This window comes from Streptomyces sp. NPDC017056, from assembly GCF_044332485.1.
Classification (GTDB): domain Bacteria; phylum Actinomycetota; class Actinomycetes; order Streptomycetales; family Streptomycetaceae; genus Streptomyces.
In genome coordinates this window covers 80,855-98,823 of sequence record NZ_JBIRPD010000025.1, presented here as the reverse complement: position 1 = coordinate 98,823, position 17,969 = coordinate 80,855, and the positions used below count along the sequence as shown (strand labels likewise).

Here is a 17,969-nt window from a genome sequence, read left to right as displayed (position 1 = left end):
GGCCTCGTACCGGCGCAGGGTCCCGTCGTGGTGGCAGCGCCACACCCACCGGTGTTCAGATGCAGGACCGTGGCGTGCTTCCTGAGCGCCTTCCGTGCGTACATGGCCGCGCCGTGGGCCGAGTGGAACGACCGGCTGGACGACGTGCCGGTCGACCGGCACGTACTCGAACAGGTCGGCACGTCGGCGCGTCGGCAGGGCGTCCGCCTCGTCCACGGCATCGAGCCCGCTACCGCCCAACGCGCCCTCGACGCGGGAGTGCGGCGGTTCGGCCGTATCGTCACCCTGGTCGACAGCGCGGGGCTCTTCCTCGCCAGGCCCTTCACCGACTACACCCGGGCGGATTTCGACTCGGTGGTCGGTGTGAACGTGACCGGTTTCTTCCACATCACCCGACTGGCTGTCCCGCACATGCTTGCTGTGGGCGGCGGCCACATCATCACCATCACCTCCCGTCTGGTCGGCAACGCCGATGCGCGTGTGCCATCCGTACTGACCCCGCTGACCCAAGGCGGCCTGCAATCCGCTACCAAGTCCCTGGCCATCGAGTACGCCACGCGGGGCATCCGCGTCGACGCCGGTCTCGCCGGGCTTCGTCAAGACGCCCATGCACTCCGAGGAGGATCACGCGGCCCTCAGCGGTCTGCTCCCGGTCGGCCGGATGGGCGAGCCGGCCGACATCGCCGACGCAGTGATCTACCTGGAGAACGCGCCGTTCGTCACGGGCGAGATCCTCCATGCCAATGGCGGCCAGAGCCCGGACAGATAGCCGCCCATCTTGTCGAGAAGGAATATCCCTGGAACGAGGATGTCGATATGTTCCGTCATCGCAGCAAGGACGTCGTCACGCACCGCGTCCGTGTCGCGCATCAGACGCTCAGAATTGGCCACTCGTCGCTTTTCTCTTCTGTCACTGCGTATTCAGCGACACCGCACGTGTCATGGCGTGTTCCTGCCGTACTCGACACCGGTCTGCAACTATGGGATAGTCGCTCGTTGAACAGAAGCAGACGTTATCGCGTGCTCGTGGGTTCACAAACGTGTACGTCCAGGAACTTGAACACGCCCTGGCGTTGAGGAGCACGAGTTGCCCATATTCAGGCGCTTGATATCGCCCGAGGGGCGTATCTGGGAGACGGATGACATCGCGGCCCGATTATCCGGTGCCGTTGAAATTCTCGCACGCCGCGGCATCGAACCCGGTTCGCGGGTGATGCTGAGCCGGGCCAATTCCCCGGAATGGGTCGTTGATCTGCTCGCGCTCATTCACCTCGACGCTTCGGTGGTTCTGGTTGATCATCGAGCTGTCCCGTCACAGCGGGCGCGGATTCGCGTTCACGCGCGCGTCGTGCAGGAGATCAGCGACCGTACGGGCGGCGTCGCGGCGACAGGGCCCGTTTCGAACACGGCGGCCGTGCCTGATGTCGCGGCCTGGTCGCGGCGCCAGGACGCTGCCATCTCGTGGTCGTCGGGCACGACAGGCAGTCCCAAGGGCATTGTCCGCTCCGGCCGTTCGATTCTGGACAACCTCGCACTCAGTGCGGAACGCATGGGGTACCGGCCCGACGACGTCTTCCTGCCCGTGCTGCCCTACTCCCACCAATATGGTCTGTCGCTGGTCCTCTGCTGGTGGCTGGGCGGAGGCACGCTGGTCGTCTACGGGCCCACCACGCGCCTGGACCGCGCCCTCGCGGTCGGCGTGGACCACGGTCTCTCCATCGTGGACGCGGCCCCGTCGACCTATCACAGCCTGCTCAACCTGTTCGACCGCCGTCCCGCCCTCGCCGACGCGCTGGAGTCGGTACGGGCCTGGTGCGTGGGTGGCGCGCCGTTGGGCCGCAACCTGGCGGCCCGGTTTCACGCCCGCACCGGCCGGTACCTGCTCGACGGCTACGGAGCGACCGAGGTGGGCAATATCGCGCTGGCGCCCCCTGCCGATCCGGTCGGGTGCGGCACACCGCTGCCGGGCGTGGTCGTCGAGGTCCACGACGGCCTCGGCAGGCCGCTTCCGCACGGCCGGCTCGGCGAGCTTGTCGTACGCAGTAGCGGCCTGATGATCGGTCACCTGGGCGATGACGGGGAGATTGTTCCGGTTTCCGGTCCCGTGCACCGCACCGGCGACATCGGCCTGCTCGACGACGCCGGCCGCGTCTTCGCCCTCGGGCGCAAGCACGCCGTGCACCGTGACGGCCACACGCTCTACCCCGACCACCTCGCCGAGCGGGCCGAGTCGGCCGGCGCGCAGACGGAGGTCGTCGCCGTCCCCGACGAGCGTCTGGGGTGCCGTCTGGTGTTCGTGATCGCGGACCCGGACGGTCACGAGCCCGCCCATTGGAGGCGGGCGCTGCGCCCGGTGTTCGCCCGGTACGAGCAGCCCGACCACATCGTCGTGCTTCCCGCGTTGCCTCTCACAAGTACCGGAAAGCCCGACCTGGCCGTTCTGGAGAAGATCGCCATGACCTCGTTACCCGCGTCGCACACCACGGCCACCGACGTCTTCGCGTCCGGCTCGGCCGTCGGTGCGACCGATTACCGCATCCCCTTCGGCGACCGTGTCGACGCGCTGCGCGCAGTGCGCCGGTACGTGGCCGCCAACGAAGACGCGGTGCTGGGAATTCTCACCGAAATCTCACCCCACCACACGGCCGGCGCGGAGATTCGTTCGTTCCTCGCCACCCTCGACGGGGCGGAGGAGGAGATCCGCCGGGCCCGTCCCGGCTGCGTGCCCCGGGCCGCGGTCTTCACGCCCTCCAACATCCCACTCTATTCCTACGCGTTATACATGCTCGTGGCGTCCCTTTACACCGACCGGATCACCTTTCGACCGTCCTCTGAGATCAAGAGCCAGATGCAACGCCTGCATGAGCTGCTGGCGCAGGTTCACGGATTGCCCATCGAGATTTTCGAACTCAGTCAACGCAAGTTCGTGACGGGGCCGGTGCGCGAGGCGGACCTCATCGCCTTCACCGGAAACTACTCCCATGCCGAGACTGTCCGAGAAGGGCTGGCGGAAGACCAGCTCTTCCTCTTCTTCGGCCGCGGCATCAATCCCTTCGTGATCGCACCCGACGCCGATCTTACGCGCGCCGTACACGACGTCACGAAGATCCGGCTCTACAATTCCGGCCAGGACTGCTTCGGCCCCGACGTCGTATTCGCGCCGCAGGGCCGCACCGAGGAATTCGTCGACCTCCTGTCCACGCACCTGACGTCGTTGCGTTTTGGGCACAACAGCGACCCTGCCGCCGACTACGGACCGATCCACTACGACTCGGCGCTGGTGAACTGCTCGGACTACCTGGTGCGTCAGGTGAGCCGCATCCGGCACGGCGGACGCATCGATCTGCTGTCCCGCAGGGTCGAACCGACCGTGCTGCTGTGGGAGTTCGACGACAAGATCCCTCTTGACGAGATGTTTGCCCCGGTCTTCAACGTCGTTGCTTACCCCAGTGCGCGGCGATTGCGCGAACGGTTGGCAAGCCCCTATTTCAGTGAACGCGCGCTGGGAGCGATGGTCTACGGAAACGATCCGGAGACGGTGGCGGTACTGTCCAAGCGTCACCACACCTGTGTCGACCACACGCTGCTCGAAGCCGAGGACGGCAACCGCCCGTTCGGCGGATTCGGGATGAGGGCGAACTACCTCTCCTACGGCGGCGAGCGACACGCCGAACCCCTGCTCATGTCGCAGGCCGTGGCGCAGCACCTACCGACTGCCGCCCCTGTCGCGGTGCGTGGGAAGTGACCGGGGTGAGGAAACGATACGCCGACGCGTGGTCCGCGATCGTCGGCCTGCTGGTGGCGAACGGGGTGGACAGCTGCTTCGGGCTGCCCGGTGATGATCTGGAGCTGCTGCGCGCCCTCGACGCGGCCGGCGTGGACCTGGTGCCGTGCCGTGACCAGCGCAACGCGATGTACATGGCGACCGGCTACGCGCTCCAGTCAGGCCGGCTCGCCGTATGCGCACTGGGCAAAGGGCCGGCCGTCACGCACGCGGCCACCGGACTGCTGGAGGCGCGGGAGTCCGGTGCGCCGGTCCTCGTGCTCGCCGCCGGCGCGCCCGAACGGCGCCGGGGCAGCGCCGGATTCCAGGAACTCGACCAGGTCGCCGTGACAGCGCCCCTCGTGCGGTGGGCGCACCGGGTGGGGCACCCGAACCGGGTCGTCCCCGCGACGGTGACCGCGCTGACCCGGGCCCTGGGACCGCCGGCCGGACCCGTGTACCTGGAGGTACCCGATGACGTCCGCACGGCCGAGGTCCGCGTCGCCGGTCCTCCTCCAACACTGCCCGAAACATTGGCCGTTGAGCCCGTTCCCGTGACATCGGGACCGGCCTGGGCGGCGATCCGCGCGAGCCGGCGCCCGGCAGTGCTGGTGGGCGGCGGAATGCGGCACCACAACGACGACGGGGCGGTCGAACGTTTCGCCGAACGCCTCGCCGCGGCACTGTTCACCACCGCCTCCGGCCGCGGTGCCGTCGACGAGCGCCACCCGCTGTTCTGCGGCGTGGCGGGCCTCTACGCCGCGGCCCCCGCCCGTGAGCTGTGGTCCTCCTGTGACCTGGTGATATCGCTCGCCGGGCGACTTGAGGAGACCGTCGTCGAAGGCGGAACGCCGTGGCCCCCGGTCGCGGTCGTGCAGGTCAACGTCGATCCGGGCGGACTGTCGGCCGAGTTCCCCGGCCCGCGCGTGCTCGGCGACGCCCGGCACGCCGTGCTCGGCTGGACACGGGCGCTGGACGAGGCCCGCAAGGCCGAGCATGCAGACGCGACGGGCTCGACGGACGCGACCGAGGCGTGGGCGCACGAGATCGCCTCCGCCCGTGACGCCATGTCCCGCGAGGCGGAAGCGGAATTGGCCCGCGCGGCGGCCCTCCCGGGCATCCGCATCGCCGAACTGCTCGCCGCACTCGACTCCACCGCGGGCGAGCCTCGCGTACTGGTCCAGGAGAACGGACTGCAGGACATGTGGTCCTACTGCTTCCCCTTCCACAGCGGTGGCGGATCCGTCGTGCCGTCGGAGCAGACCCCCTTGGGGTTCGGAGCGGCCGCGGCCATCGGGGTCAAGCGGGCCGCCCCGGATCACGAGGTCACCGCGTTCATCGGGGACGGAGCGTTCCTCGCGGCCCGCGCGGACATCGCCGTCACCGCTCGGGCCCACGGCGGCGTGCTGTACGTGGTGCTGTGCAACGGCGGTTACGGCTGGCTGGACGCCCAACGCGCCCGCCTCGGCCTCGACGCCGAACGCCACCCCTTCACCCGCCCGGACGCCCCGCCGCCTGTGGTGGACGGGGCGGACATCCATTACCGGGTGCTGCGCGACAAGGCCGCACCGGCCAAGGAGATCCTTGCCGCGCGGCAGTTCTGCGCACAGGGAGGCACCGCCGTGCTCATGGTGCCGGTGGCCCCCGACGACATACCCCCGCCCCTCCGCGACGACGCCGGGGTGATTCCCCAGTGACCGACGCGGGAGAGCGAGGTGACGCAAGGCGCGACCGGGCCCGACGCCGGGTGATGGTCACCGGGTACGGGGCAGTGACCCCGCTGGGCCACAGTGTCGACGAGACGTGGACGGCGATGCTGGCCGGGCGCAGCGGCATCGACACCGTGGACGCGTTCGACGTGACCGATCTCGGAGTCCGGATCGGCGGCCAGGTCCGCGGATTCACCCCCGGCCGCTACATGCCCACGATGGTCAGCCGCCGCGCCGACCCGTACGCGCAGTTCGCCCTCGCCGCGGCGCTGGAGGCCGGCGAACACGCCGGACTCGTCGTGGACGACCGCCTGGCGCCGCGGACCGCCGTGATCATCGGCAGTGGCTACGGCCCGGTCGGGTCGATCTACCGCGCGGCGAACATCCTGCGTGACAAAGGCCCCCGGGCCATCGTCCCCACCACCCAGGTCACGACCGCCATGGACAGTGCCGCCGGAGAGATCAGCCTGCGCCTCGGCACCCAAGGGCCCAGCCGTGCCCAGAGCACGGCGTGCGCCAGCGGCGCGGACGCGGTGGGCGCGGGCATGCGCATGATCAGCCATGGGGAGGCCGACATCGTCCTCGCCGGCGGCGCCGACGCCTGCGTCACCGCCGTCGACCTGGCGGGCAGCGGCAACGCCCGCGCGCTGTCCCGACGCAACGACGACCCGGCTGCGGCGTGCCGGCCGTTCGACGCGCAGCGCGACGGGTTCGTGATGAGTGAGGGAGCCGCCGTGGTGGTGCTGGAGGCCGCCGAGGTGGCCGAGAGGCGAGGGGCGACGGCCTTGGCCGAACTCATCGGTTACGGAGCGACTTCCGACGCGCATCACTGGACCGCCCCGCATCCGGACGGGCGGGGCGCGTGCCTGGCTGTCGAGGCGGCGCTGCGCGACGCGGGGATCACTGAGGCGGACGTGGACTACATCAACGCGCACGGCACAGGAACTCTGCTGAACGACGCGGTCGAGACGGCTGTCCTGCGCAAGGTGCTGGGCGATCGTGTCACCCGCATCCCGGTCAGCTCCACCAAGTCGATGACCGGGCACATGATCGGCGCCGCCGGAGCCGTCGAGCTCATGGCGTCGGCCCAGGCCCTGCGTACGGGTGACGTCCCGCCGACGATCAACTGCGACGAGCCGATCGACCCGGACATCAACTTCGTACCGCACCGGGCCCAGCATCACGAGGGCATGCGGATCGCGCTCAGCAACTCGTTCGGCTTCGGCGGCCACAACGCCGCCCTCGTGGTCCGGGCAGTATGAGGTCCCGGGCCGTGCACCACCTTCCGGAACCCACCCCGAGCCCCGCCACCGTCACCCGCAGCGGACCGCTGAACTGGGTCCAGCAGTGGCACTGGTTCGAACGCACCATTCCCGCACCACGGCGAGTGAACCCCACCCCGCTCGCCGACCACTGCCACGTCCCGCCCCCGGCAACCGTCGCCGACGTCCACGCGGCGCTCGCGTCCCTCACCGCCCGCCACGAGGCGCTGCGCAGCACCGTCGACCCGCTCCGTCCCGTACAGCACGTCCACAGCGCGGACTGGGCCCCGCTGCCGGTCGATCACATCGACGTCCCGGCCGCCGATCCCACCACCCTGGAGGCTGCCACGGCGGCGCTGGCTGCCCGCCCGATCGATCCCGAACGAGAACCGCCCTGGCTCGCCAGGGTGCTGCTGGAAGCAGGAAAGCCGCGTGCGGTCCTGGTGGCCGCCCACCACGTTCTCATCGACGGGTGGGGGCTGGCAGTACTGATCAACCAGCTGCACGAACAACTGAGCGGCCACGAAACGCCGTTGGAGACCTATCTGCACCCACTCGACACAGTCGCCGCCCAGCCCTCGGAACGCGCCCGCGCGGCGGAGCGTGAGTGGCTGACGCGTTTGGCCGACAACCCCACCGGCGTACTGGCCCCGTTCGGTGGGAGCGAGAACGGCGAGGGCCGTCACCGCCTCCAGCACCGCTCGGTGGGCGCGTACGACGACCTCGAACGCGTCGCCCGGCGGTATCGGGCCAGCCCGGAGACCGTGATGCTCGCGGTGCTGGCCCACGACGTCGCCAGCCGCACCGGCGAACACCGGTTCCTCGCCTCGGTGGTGGTCTCCAACCGGACCCGGGCCGCCCTGCGCAACAGCGTCGGCGTCCAGGCCCTGACGGTTCCGGTACAGATCGATCTCCGTCCGGGCGCGGCGTTCGGCGAGGTGGTCGCCTCGGTCGCGGCCGCCTCCGCCGCGGCTTACCGGCACGGTCAGTGGCGCCCCGCGGAGCTGGTCGCCGCCCAGGCGCGCATGGACCGTCGCCGCGGCGTCGTGACCGTACCCACCATCGAGTACAACTGCTACTCGTGGCCACGCGACTACCTGGTCCCCGCGTACGGCACTCCGCCGAACGGGCCCGCCACCTGGATCGACAGCGCGCCCGACGAGCCTTGCGAAACCCTCTACGTCGACCTCGGCCGCGACGGGGGCGTCGTCACCCTCGATGTCACCGTCGGGGACCACCTGCTCGACGCCGGGCAGGCCCTGGCATTACCCGTCCGGTTGTGCGGTTTCCTGCGGGCGCTCGCCGACGGTGCCGAGTGCCCGGTGCCGGCCCGCCCGCTCACACCGGCCGCCGCCGGATGGTGGCGCGCCCCACAGGGATGGGTGTGCCTGACCACGGTCGAAGAGGTGCTGCGCGGCCACCCCGGAGTGCTCGATGTGACGGTGGCGCCCAGCGGGGACGCCGTGGTGGAGAACGAGGACGTCGCGGAGGCAGGCGACGGACCGTACCTCGTCGCACACGTCCGCACCACTCCCGGCGTCACCCCCGACGACTTGCACCGCCACGTCCTGGACCACCTCGGCGAAGTGCCCGGCATCGCGGCCCCGGGACGCTACGTCCTGTCCCCGGCCGGCCTCGCATCCGGCCGTCCGTCCGTCCAGTCCAGTACTGCCACCGACAGCACAGGGCCTCTGCAACTCCCGTCGCGCCCGCCTGCGCCGGGCGCCGAACGGGCGCTGGCCGCCGCCGTGGTCGCTGTGGCACCGGACGGTCCGCCGGCCGGCTCCTTGGCCGGCCCTGACGCCGTGGACATGAACCGTTGCCTCGCCGACCACGGAGTCACCCTGGTCGCCGTCCCACGCCTCCTGGCGCTGCTCGACCAGTCCGGCTTCACCGGGATCGCGCCCGACGAGCTGGCCGGAACGGCTTCGCTCGGTCACCTCGCCGCAGCCCTGGAGCCCACGCCGCCCCGCGCCCACCGTGGAGGGGAAACCTTGCCATGACCGCGTCCCGCACCACCCCCGCACCGCCCGTGGACCGCCTTGCCCCATGGGGTTTCGCCGCTTTCGTCGAGGCCAACACGCACGACACGGCATACCGTCCGCCGGTGGTGGACGGTCCCGTCGGGCCGACCATCGTCCGTGGCGGCCGCGAGCTGGTGAACTTCGCGAGCATCAGCTTCCTCGACCTGGAGCGCCACCTCCCGGTCCGGCGCTATTTCGCCGAGGGGGCGCTCGCCCACGGCTTGAGCACCAGCGGGTCCAGGATGACCCAGGGCATCTGCCGTCCGCACCACGTGCTGGAGCAGACGATCGCCCGCCACACCGGCAAGGAGCGGGCCATCAGCTTCGCCACGGGGCTCCTGGCCAACATCGGTTTCGTCCACGCCATGAGCAGCGCCGCACACTTCGACGCCGGGATCGAGGTGCGCAACCGCGACACCGTCTTCGTCGTCGACCGGGACGTCCACTGGAGCATCTGGAAGGGCCTCGAAGGGCTCGGCTACGGCCGCAACGTCCACGCGTTCCGTCATAACGACGTCTCCGACCTGGCACGCGTCCTGGGCCGGGTCCGGGCCCGCAAGACCGTGGTGATCGCCGAGAGCCTCTACTCGGCGGACGGCACCATGGGACCGATCGTGGAGATCCTCGACGCGTGCGACCGGCACGGCGCCATCAGCATGATCGACGATGCGAACGGCTTCATGGTGTACGGGCCCGGGAACCGCCCGTACGCACGGGAGGCGGCCGCCATCCGGGAGCGGGCCGACTTCGTGATGGTGTCCCTGTCGAAAGCCATCGGCCTGGAAGGCGGCGCGATCGCCGGACCGGCGGCGGCCGTCGACGCCTTCGAACTGCTCTCCGGCACCTCCATGTTCACGGCCGCCATCCAGCCGCCCACCGCGTACGCCGCCGAGCGCACGATCAATGTCCTCGCCGGCACACCGGAGATCGTCGACGACTACCTGGCGCACGCCGCACGCCTGCGTCGGCAGATGCACGAGGCCGGTACGCCGACGCTGCCCACCGAGTCGTACATGCTCTCGGTGCCCATCGGGAACGACGCCGTCGCCCTGCAGATGCGGGAGTGGTTCGTCGAGGACGGCTACCTCGTACCCGTCTTCTCCTACCCGGCCGTCGCACGCAACCAAGCGCTCCTGCGCCTGTTCCCGCACGCGGGCCACACCGAGGAGCAACTGGACGGCTTCCTGCGCACCCTCGCCACCTACCGACAGCGCCTCGGGCTCTGACACCCCACCGAGGCGCCCCACCGACCCCATACAAGACGGAGGAACCCGTGGCGAACAACACCGACATTCTCCCCGCCATCGCCAAGATCGTCGAAGAGGTCGCCGGCGTCGACTCCGCCGAGGTGACCACCGAGAAGTCCTTCACCGACGATCTCGACATCGACTCCCTGTCGATGGTGGAGATCACCGTGGTAGCCGAGGACCGGTTCGCGGTGAAGATCCCCGACGACCTGGTCACGGAGTTGCGAACGGTCGGCGACGTGGTGAGCTACATCGCCGACCACCGGTGACCGGGAGACCTGCCGTGCACCGGACGATTCGCCCCAGGGGCAGGCGGCCATGACCGTCCTCGACCGCTTCCGGCTCGACGGCCGCGTCGCCGTGATCACCGGCGCCTCCTCCGGGCTGGGCGTCGCCTTCGCCACCGCGCTGGCCGAGGCCGGCGCCGATGTCGCGCTCGGGGCGCGCCGCGCCGAGAGGCTGGCGGCGGTGCGCACGGCCGTCGAGAAGCTCGGCCGCCGGGCCGTCACCGTACGTACCGATGTCGCCGAGCCGGCGGACTGCCGCGCGCTGGTCGACGCGGCCGTGCACGCATTCGGACGGGTGGACATCCTCGTCAACAACGCCGGGATCAGCAGTGAACACCCCGCGACGGAAGAGACGCCGGAGCAGTTCCGCGAGGTCGTCGACATCAACCTCAACGGCTCCTACTGGATGGCCCAGGCCGCGGGCGCGGTGATGCTCCCCGGCAGTGCCATCGTCAACGTCTCCAGCATCCTCGCGCTGGTCACCGGCGGTCTGCCGCAGGCCGCCTACTCGGCGTCGAAGGCCGGCCTCCTCGGACTCACCCGCGACCTCGCCCAGCAGTGGACCCCCGGCAAGGGCATCCGCGTGAACGCCCTCGCGCCGGGCCTCTTCACCTCCGAGATGACCGACGGCTACGCCGAGGGCTACGTCGAGGCGATGATGCCGCGGGTGCTGTCGGGCCGCATCGGGCAGCCCGAGGAGCTCGCTGCGGCCCTGGTCTTCCTCGTCTCCGACGCCGCGTCCTACATCACCGGCACCACCCTGACGGTCGACGGGGGCACGCACATCGCATAGTGCCACGTGGCGTGGGCTCCATCGGCCATGCTGGTGTGCCGGGCAACGGCCGTGCCGGTGGTCCGACACCAGGCAACGGCCGTGACACGCCCGCGCCCCCGTCGAGCGGCACCACAGTTCCTGTGAGGTACGCAGCGATCTCTGACGAGGAAGGCCCTCGCGGCTGCGATCTCATCTCCTCCGTCCGTGCAGCGCGTCCCCCGAATCCACGAACGGGTGTGTCGATGTTGTCGATCAGCGAGCGATGCGGTCATCTCCGTCTCAGTGCCACCGAGCACACCCAGCGCTGCTTCCGGAGAGACGCGGACCGGGCGGCGCCCCCACCGGACGCGCAACGCCGACGTGGACGCGCACCTCGCCGCGCAGTGGACCCGCGTCCGCCAACGGGTCAGACCGGAAAATCAGGCCCGTCACATGGTTCGCAGCCGAACCGGGGGAGACTTTCACGCGGGCCCGCTTCACCGGGTGCTCCGGGGAGCCGGCCATGACGACGGAGCCGAGCGCCCCCTCCCTTCCCCGCGAGCCGCTCGGCGATCCGCACCTGCGCCGCCTGATCGTGGGCCAAGGGCTGGCCGCCGTGGTCGATGCGCTGTTCCTCATCTGGCTCACGCTCTTCGTACTGGAACTGTCGGAACCGGGAATCGCCACCGGGCTGGTCCTCGTGGCCGTGGCGCTGCCGCGAGCGGCACTCCTGCTTCCTGCCGGCGTACTGGTCGACCGCATCGGTCCCGCCCGTGTCACGGCCGGCGCCTCCTGGCTCCGGGTCGCCGTCCTGCTGGCCCTCGGCGCACTGGTCACCTTCACCCCGCCCTCGGTGACGACGGTCGCCCTGCTCGCCGGGATGCTCGGCGCCGCCGACGCCGCGTACTTCCCGGCGGCCCTGGCGATGCTGCCCGCCGTCGTGCCGACCGAGAAGCTCTCCCGGGCCAACGCGCTGGTGCAGGGCGCGGAGTCGGGGGGCGACCTGGTCGGCCCGGCGGTGGCCGCCGGAGCCATCGCCGCAGTCGGCTTCGAAGCGACACTCGGCGGGATCACGGCGATGGCCGCGGTGGCCGCCGTCGCCCTCAGCACGCTCGTCCGCGTGGTCCGGCGTGGCGAAGGTGCCAGGGACGCCGCCGGAGCGGACACCGTCGACGGTGAGCGGCCCAGCAGCGCACGTGCCCTCGGCGCGGGCTTGAGGTACGCCTGGCGCGAACCGGTGGTGCGCGGGATGCTGGCAGCCGTCGCCCTGATCAACATCGCGGTCGTGGGTCCCGTGCTCGTGGGCGGCGCGGTACTCGCCGATCAACACCTCGGCGGCGCGGGATCTCTGGGCGTCGTGCTCTCCGGATTCGGTGTCGGCTCACTGGCCGGCTCACTGATGGCAGGGTGGCGGCCGCCCGCCCGGCGCGGCTGGACCGTGGTCGGCGGGGTCGCGGCGATCGGCGCCGGCACGGCCGGCCTCGCCGCCGTCACCCAGGTCGTCACCGCGACGGCGGTCGCCTCACTCGTCGGCCTCGGGTCCGCGTTCCTCGGGGTGGTCATCGTGGCCACTTTGCAGGAGCGCGTGCCCGGGCAACTGCTGGGCCGAGTGCTCAGCCTCGTCGTGCTGGCCACGGTCGCGTTCGACCCGTTCTCCTACGTGATCGCCGGCCTCCTGCTCCCGTACGGCACGACGACGCTGTTCCTGGTCTGCGGCAGCGCCGTCCTGGCATGCGCCGTCCTGGTCGCCGCGAGCCCGGCGATCCGTTCCCTGCGCTGACCGCGCCGATCGCCGGTGACTTGCCGGCCACCGGGTCGACCACGCAGGCGGTCCTTGCGGCGGGCGGGATCGAGGGCGGGACGCGCGGCCGCGAGGACATCGTGCGGGAACGCGCCAACGACGTCACCACCGAACCGAAGGCGCTGCGTCGCCTGGCTGGGGGCTGCGGCCACACCTCTGTGGAGTACACCGTCGCGTAGCTGACACCAGTCGTCCGCGCGACCGACCGGTGAATCAGCCGCTACGGCCAGCTGCCGCAGCGGGACTTGGCTGATGCAGCACGCGTACTGGCACGAGACAGGGAACACGGGTTCGATGTCCAGGGCGGTGGCGACGGTGTGGCCGCCGGATGGTTGGATGCCGGTGTCCGGTGGTGCGCAGGTCCGTTGGGGAGAAAGACGGGCCGCAGCCGCACCGTCGGGGACGAGGTTCGGTTCGAGGGGATGGAGGGCCGGCCGGTGAGCGACCGCAGTGCGATCGAGTGGACCGAGGCGACGTGGAACCCGACCACGGGATGCGACCGCGTCTCGGCGGGGTGCGACAACTGCTACGCGCTGACGCTGGCGAAACGGCTGAAGGCGATGGGCTCGCCGAAGTACCAGACGGACGGTGATCCGCGGACCTCCGGGCCCGGGTTCGGGCTGACACTGCACCCGCACGCTCTGCGCGTGCCGTATGGGTGGAAAAGCCCGCGCACCGTATTCGTGAATTCCATGAGCGACTTGTTCCACGCGCGGGTGCCGCTCGACTACGTGCGCCGCGTCTTCGACGTGATCGCCGACACGCCGCAGCACACCTACCAGGTGCTCACCAAGCGGGCGCGGCGCCTACGGCAGGTCGCCGACCGGCTGGAGTGGCCGGCGAACCTGTGGATGGGCGTCTCGGTGGAGAGCGCGAAGGAACTGCCGCGCGTCGACGACCTGCGGCAGGTGCCCGCGGCGGTGAAGTTCCTTTCGTGCGAGCCGCTGCTGGGACCCCTGGACGGGCTGGAGCTGACGGCGATCGACTGGGTCATCGCCGGCGGCGAGTCGGGGCCGATGCACCGACTGCTGGACGAGGCGTGGGTGACACAGATCCGGGACATCTGCCAGGAAGCCGGCGTGGCCTTCTTCTTCAAGCAATGGGGCGGCCGCACGCCGAAGGCCGGCGGCCGCGAGCTGGAAGGCCGCACCTGGGATCAGATGCCGCTGCCCGCGGCGGTCTGACCGGCCGGATCCGCGGGCGGGCCGGGCCGGCGTCCGCCCGGCCGGCCCGTGAGGCATGGGGGGTGGATCGTGATCTCGCGGATCTTCGGCACGCCCACTCCGTCGCTGGGTGTTTTGCCCGCAGCGGCCAGCAGCCGTACCGCCTTGCGCACCGCCGGTTCGGTCACCCGCCCGTAGTGATCGCCGAAGACCTCCAGGGTGCGGTCGACCAGCTTGAAAGGGCGACGGGTGCGCAGCAGCAGTTCCTCCAGGTTCTCTGCGATCTCCGGAGCTGCTCTTTCGGCCACCTCTTCGGGGTCGGGACGCAGGGAGAACAGCGTCAGTTTCCCGCTCTCCTCTTCCCGCGCATCCAGCGTCTTCCACCACTGATCCCGCGCCCGGGCTACGGTGTCACCGAACACCCAGAGCCCGTAGGGGCTGCGGGTGGCGAACACCAGCCGGTAGACGGCGCGTTTGCGCTCATCGTGCGAGACCGGCACCGACTGCACGAGCATGTCGGTACGCCGGGCCAGACGGCGGGCGTATTCGGCGGCCACGGCCTCGATCGCATCTTCGGCCGCGCCCTCCCGGGCCGAGGCGGCTGACGCGTCGGCGAAGTACTCGCGCCACCACGTGCCGCCGCACACGTCGTCGAAGCGCTGCAGCGACCGCTCGTTGCCCTTGGGGGAGCGGACATGCCCGCCCAGGCGCCAGACGGCCATCATGCTGAAGTTCATCAGCAGCTCGGTCGCCGGGTACTTCTGCGGACGCTGCCGCTTCAGCACGTCCACGAGCCGGTCTTGAGGCAGGACCAGCCCGCACGGGTCCAGGAAGAGGAACAAGGGCTGGCGCGCGGCCCGCTGGACCACACTGTCCAGGACGCCGTCGACTTCGCCGCGGTGGGCGTGCGCGCGTACGCCGCCTGCCCGGTAGTGCTCGACCACCTGGGCCAGCCGTTCGAACGACTTATGCTGCGCCTCAGTGAAGAAGCACTCCACCGTGACCCCGTACCGGGCGCGGAAATGAGAGGCGACTCGCAGCGCGATCTCCGCCGACGCCGGCTCACCGCTCTCGTAGCGGCCTTCACCGGCGTACCCGTCCAGGTAGACCACTCGGTTGTCGTGCGACTGGCGCCCCGTCATGCCGCCGAACTGCGGCAAGTAGCGCTTGAGCAGCTCGTGCTTGAAAACACTGGGCAGTGCTTTGTCCGCCCAGTACTTCCCACCCGTTCCCCTGGACATGGCCCCCCACCTCCGCCGCGGTTCAACAAACCGCCTGTAACGCATGGTCGGCCACGGGCCAGGACCCGACAAGAGGCCCGTTGCGCCGCCCACTTGGCTCGGGGACCGGGACCTTCGGATCACACGGGTCACTGAGCCTGACGGCCGCGGATCCCGCGCTGCTGAAAGGTTGTGGCTGAACCTTTGATCCGTTCGCCGCGTGAAGACTAGGCGCGGGCGTGGACCGGCCCGCGGAACCGGAAGCTCGGTGGCGACCGCCTGGACGTGTTCGGCACTTGTTTCTGGCGGTATTTGATCGGGCTGGCAGACTTGACCGGGCTCGATGCGGCCATGCACGCCTACTACTGCGCACCACCCAGCACACCCTCGACGCCCGCCTGGCCCTGAGTTCATGGCTGCCGCGGCGGAGACGCCGAGCCCGGCTGGGCCTTGCTCCACTTGACCGAAACAGTGCCTGGAGCTTCGACAGCGAGCTACCAACAGAACGCGCAGGCCCGGCACCCACCGTGGCCACGGGGCCCTTGCCGCCCGGGCCGGCCTGCGTCATGTCACTGCTTCAGCCACTTCTCGGCAGCCCACCTGCCCCTGAGGTTTCCGGCGCGCGGGGCGGTATCCGGCCAGGGTGGCTTTTAGATCTCTTGACGATCAGGTGAACGAGCTTATACGTTAGCGCGGCACTGGTTCGCCCCTCCTGACGGAGAGCGGCGAGGCAAGAGGGAACCTGGTGAGAATCCAGGACTGCCCCGCAGCGGTAAACGGGAACGACCACCGTCATTGAGCACTCGGCTACGCACGCCGGGTAAGCGACGGCCAGTAGGCCACTCCACCTTCCAGCGTCTGGAAGGTGGACCGCCCGTAAGTCCGAAGACCTGCCAGCGCCTGCGCGGATACGGCGCAGTTGCCTCGCGGCCTCGAGGGGAGGGCGTAGAGAATGAGCACGATTGTGCTCAGTCTTCTGCTCCCCCCATCTCGATGGAAGCATGATCTCGGGGGAAGGTTTTCAGCGTGAGCAGGAAGAAGCGCCGATTACTTCAGCATGTTCGTGTGTCGCGAGGGCGACCGTGCGCAGATCTGGTAGCTCTTTCATCGCCGCAGTAGGCGTGCGCATCGGCGGCACACAGCACCGTGAACCGTTCATTCGTCACCCAAGTCGCATCGAGCGAATTGGGTAATCCCGCATGCCCGAAAATCCTGCCCGCGACAAGTTGGCCGGTGGAAGTCATTCCGCTTCCTTTGCTGAAGTAATCTCTTGTTGTCGGGCGAGGTATCTGCTAAAAAATGATCACACGGTCACCGGAACTCCGATAAATTTCGGATCGGCCTCGGCGTGGACGCAGTCGTCAACTCGGCCGCGGTGACCGGACGTCAATGCGAAACAAAGGGGGTGGAGCATGAAGATCATTCGTAAGCCCAAGCAGCAGAACACGGCGCACCACTGCTGATGACGAATCCTGTGTGGCGACCTCGGGGACATGCAAGACGAGGTCGCCACGCAGCATCTCTTATACTCGCCGGGGGAAGAGCGTGCGCAGTATCGTTCCTGGGGGAGTGGCGACCTGCTCCTGCCGGACTAATGTCCTAGCCATCTCGACAACGAACAATATGCTGGCGCGGCTCGGGGAAGCCGAAGCAGAGGCGTTACGGAATCCCGAAAATGCCCGAGGGGTGGTGCGGGAAGCGCTTCACAGTGTGGGTTTTCTCGTAGAAGAATCCAGGATCCCGCACGGTGAACTCCAAGCAGTTTACGTCCACAAGTTCCTCGCTCGCGGCCTGTCGGTGCAGGTTCAAGGAGCCGCCCTGCAAGGGGCGACCTGTCAAACGGTGTTCGACCGCCTGGCAGACCTGGGGGACAGCGCTCCGGGCGGTCCGGCTCTCTCCTGCGTGACCCTGGCCCTTACAGATGGGCCGTGGGATACAAATCTCCAGCAGGCAGTTGAGCGATTTGCCTGCAGGGCGAACAGCGTACGCCTGCGTGCCTCCGTCAAGGTTTCTGGCGAGATATCGGCCGGGCCGGCGCTTCGTCCGGTAGATGTCGTCACGCTGGATCTAGCCGACCCGGGCAGCGGTGTTTGCGCCCGTGACCGGTTCAGCCGTATCGCTTCCCTGTTCAACGGTGCTGCCCGCTTCAACCTGCGCCCTCATGTCCCGTTCACTCCCGAATGGGGCGAGTTCATTGAGGCCGCTGCTGCCGAATATGAACTGCGGTTGCTGCACCACTACGGGCCGGGGGCGCTCAGCAGCGCCGAACGGCTCCACTGGAGAGTCGCCGCAGAGCGTTCAGGTATGCCCACCGAAAACGTCATCACGAGCGATCAGGAACGGCCGTTCGCTTGCCCGGCTTCTGACCCGTATGCCTTCGTGATCAGTCACGGAGACATCCTGAGCAAGTGCGCTTCGGACCCGCTCGGAAGCGTCGTCGGCCGTTTGGCGGAGGCCGGAATCGACCTTGACGAGCCCGAGCAAGCACGGTGGTCCACCGCGGGGTGGTTCGCCGCCGGCGACTCCCGTTGTGGGGCCTGCGCACTGACACCCAAGTGCTTCGGCGAAGTGTGCCCGAAGGCAAGCCTCGACCAGGAGCCGCCTCTGTGCCCGGTGGAGGACCAGGCGTCGGTGCCCCTGGAGCTCGAGCCCTGTCAGGCGGCCGGCCTCGACGACGACGGCCGCCAACCTGCCTGGTTTCCCGCGTGCGGTTCCTGAACTGCCCGATCTCTCCAGCCA

The 17,969-nt window shown here is 69.5% G+C and carries 12 protein-coding genes, 1 pseudogene and 1 riboswitch; of the genes and pseudogenes, 12 read left to right on the top strand and 1 reads right to left on the bottom strand.

Annotation, left to right across the window (positions count from 1 at the left end):
* Positions 1-198: 198 nt before the first annotated feature.
* The 11 genes and pseudogenes from ACH4OW_RS33985 to ACH4OW_RS33935 form a co-directional block, all read left to right on the top strand.
* Positions 199-769, top strand: a pseudogene (locus ACH4OW_RS33985) (SDR family NAD(P)-dependent oxidoreductase); the annotation flags it as partial.
* A 336-nt stretch (positions 770-1,105) separates the two neighbouring features.
* Entirely contained in the window at positions 1,106-3,745 is a 2,640-nt protein-coding gene (locus ACH4OW_RS33980; RefSeq protein WP_398031832.1) for an aldehyde dehydrogenase family protein, read from the top strand.
* A gap of 5 nt (positions 3,746-3,750) precedes the next feature.
* Entirely contained in the window at positions 3,751-5,460 is a 1,710-nt protein-coding gene (locus ACH4OW_RS33975; RefSeq protein ID WP_398031829.1) for a thiamine pyrophosphate-binding protein, read from the top strand.
* A complete protein-coding gene (gene fabF, locus ACH4OW_RS33970; RefSeq protein ID WP_398031827.1) occupies positions 5,457-6,734 on the top strand; it encodes a beta-ketoacyl-ACP synthase II in 1,278 nt (425 codons plus the stop codon). The genes ACH4OW_RS33975 and fabF overlap by 4 nt, the downstream gene beginning before the upstream one ends.
* Before the next feature lie 11 nt (positions 6,735-6,745).
* A complete protein-coding gene (locus tag ACH4OW_RS33965; protein WP_398031824.1) occupies positions 6,746-8,737 on the top strand; it encodes a condensation domain-containing protein in 1,992 nt (663 codons plus the stop codon).
* Complete coding sequence (locus ACH4OW_RS33960; RefSeq protein ID WP_398031821.1) at positions 8,734-9,984, top strand: aminotransferase class I/II-fold pyridoxal phosphate-dependent enzyme; 1,251 nt, start codon at positions 8,734-8,736, stop codon at positions 9,982-9,984. The genes ACH4OW_RS33965 and ACH4OW_RS33960 overlap by 4 nt, the downstream gene beginning before the upstream one ends.
* A 47-nt stretch (positions 9,985-10,031) precedes the next feature.
* On the top strand, positions 10,032-10,274 hold the full coding sequence (locus tag ACH4OW_RS33955; protein WP_360136091.1) for an acyl carrier protein: 243 nt from the start codon (positions 10,032-10,034) through the stop codon (positions 10,272-10,274).
* 49 nt (positions 10,275-10,323) lie between these two features.
* Positions 10,324-11,085, top strand: coding sequence for an SDR family NAD(P)-dependent oxidoreductase (locus tag ACH4OW_RS33950; protein WP_398031818.1), 762 nt, complete (start codon positions 10,324-10,326; stop codon positions 11,083-11,085).
* Positions 11,086-11,569: 484 nt separating this feature from the next.
* Positions 11,570-12,826 (top strand): MFS transporter, encoded by a 1,257-nt coding sequence (locus tag ACH4OW_RS33945; RefSeq protein WP_398031815.1) that lies wholly within the window; start codon positions 11,570-11,572, stop codon positions 12,824-12,826.
* Positions 12,778-13,026 (top strand): hypothetical protein, encoded by a 249-nt coding sequence (locus ACH4OW_RS33940; protein WP_398031813.1) that lies wholly within the window; start codon positions 12,778-12,780, stop codon positions 13,024-13,026. The genes ACH4OW_RS33945 and ACH4OW_RS33940 overlap by 49 nt, the downstream gene beginning before the upstream one ends.
* A 258-nt stretch (positions 13,027-13,284) precedes the next feature.
* Complete coding sequence (locus ACH4OW_RS33935) at positions 13,285-14,031, top strand: DUF5131 family protein (protein ID WP_398031810.1); 747 nt, start codon at positions 13,285-13,287, stop codon at positions 14,029-14,031.
* On the opposite strand, the gene tcmP is transcribed toward ACH4OW_RS33935, so the two are convergent.
* Entirely contained in the window at positions 14,004-15,251 is a 1,248-nt protein-coding gene (tcmP, locus tag ACH4OW_RS33930) for a three-Cys-motif partner protein TcmP (protein ID WP_398031809.1), read from the bottom strand. The genes ACH4OW_RS33935 and tcmP overlap by 28 nt on opposite strands.
* 661 nt (positions 15,252-15,912) lie before the next feature.
* Positions 15,913-16,143, top strand: a riboswitch (cobalamin riboswitch).
* A gap of 710 nt (positions 16,144-16,853) precedes the next feature.
* On the opposite strand from tcmP, the gene ACH4OW_RS33925 reads away from it, so the two are divergent.
* Entirely contained in the window at positions 16,854-17,948 is a 1,095-nt protein-coding gene (locus ACH4OW_RS33925; protein WP_398031807.1) for a hypothetical protein, read from the top strand.
* The last annotated feature ends 21 nt before the right edge of the window (positions 17,949-17,969 follow it).

Coding starts and splice junctions, on each gene's coding strand:
- ACH4OW_RS33925 (WP_398031807.1), top strand. CDS start 16,854: ATGCTGGCGCGGCTCGGGGAAGCCGAAGCAGAGGCGTTACGGAATCCC.
- ACH4OW_RS33945 (WP_398031815.1), top strand. CDS start 11,570: ATGACGACGGAGCCGAGCGCCCCCTCCCTTCCCCGCGAGCCGCTCGGC.
- tcmP (WP_398031809.1), bottom strand. CDS start 15,251: ATGTCCAGGGGAACGGGTGGGAAGTACTGGGCGGACAAAGCACTGCCC.
- ACH4OW_RS33950 (WP_398031818.1), top strand. CDS start 10,324: ATGACCGTCCTCGACCGCTTCCGGCTCGACGGCCGCGTCGCCGTGATC.
- ACH4OW_RS33960 (WP_398031821.1), top strand. CDS start 8,734: ATGACCGCGTCCCGCACCACCCCCGCACCGCCCGTGGACCGCCTTGCC.
- ACH4OW_RS33940 (WP_398031813.1), top strand. CDS start 12,778: ATGCGCCGTCCTGGTCGCCGCGAGCCCGGCGATCCGTTCCCTGCGCTG.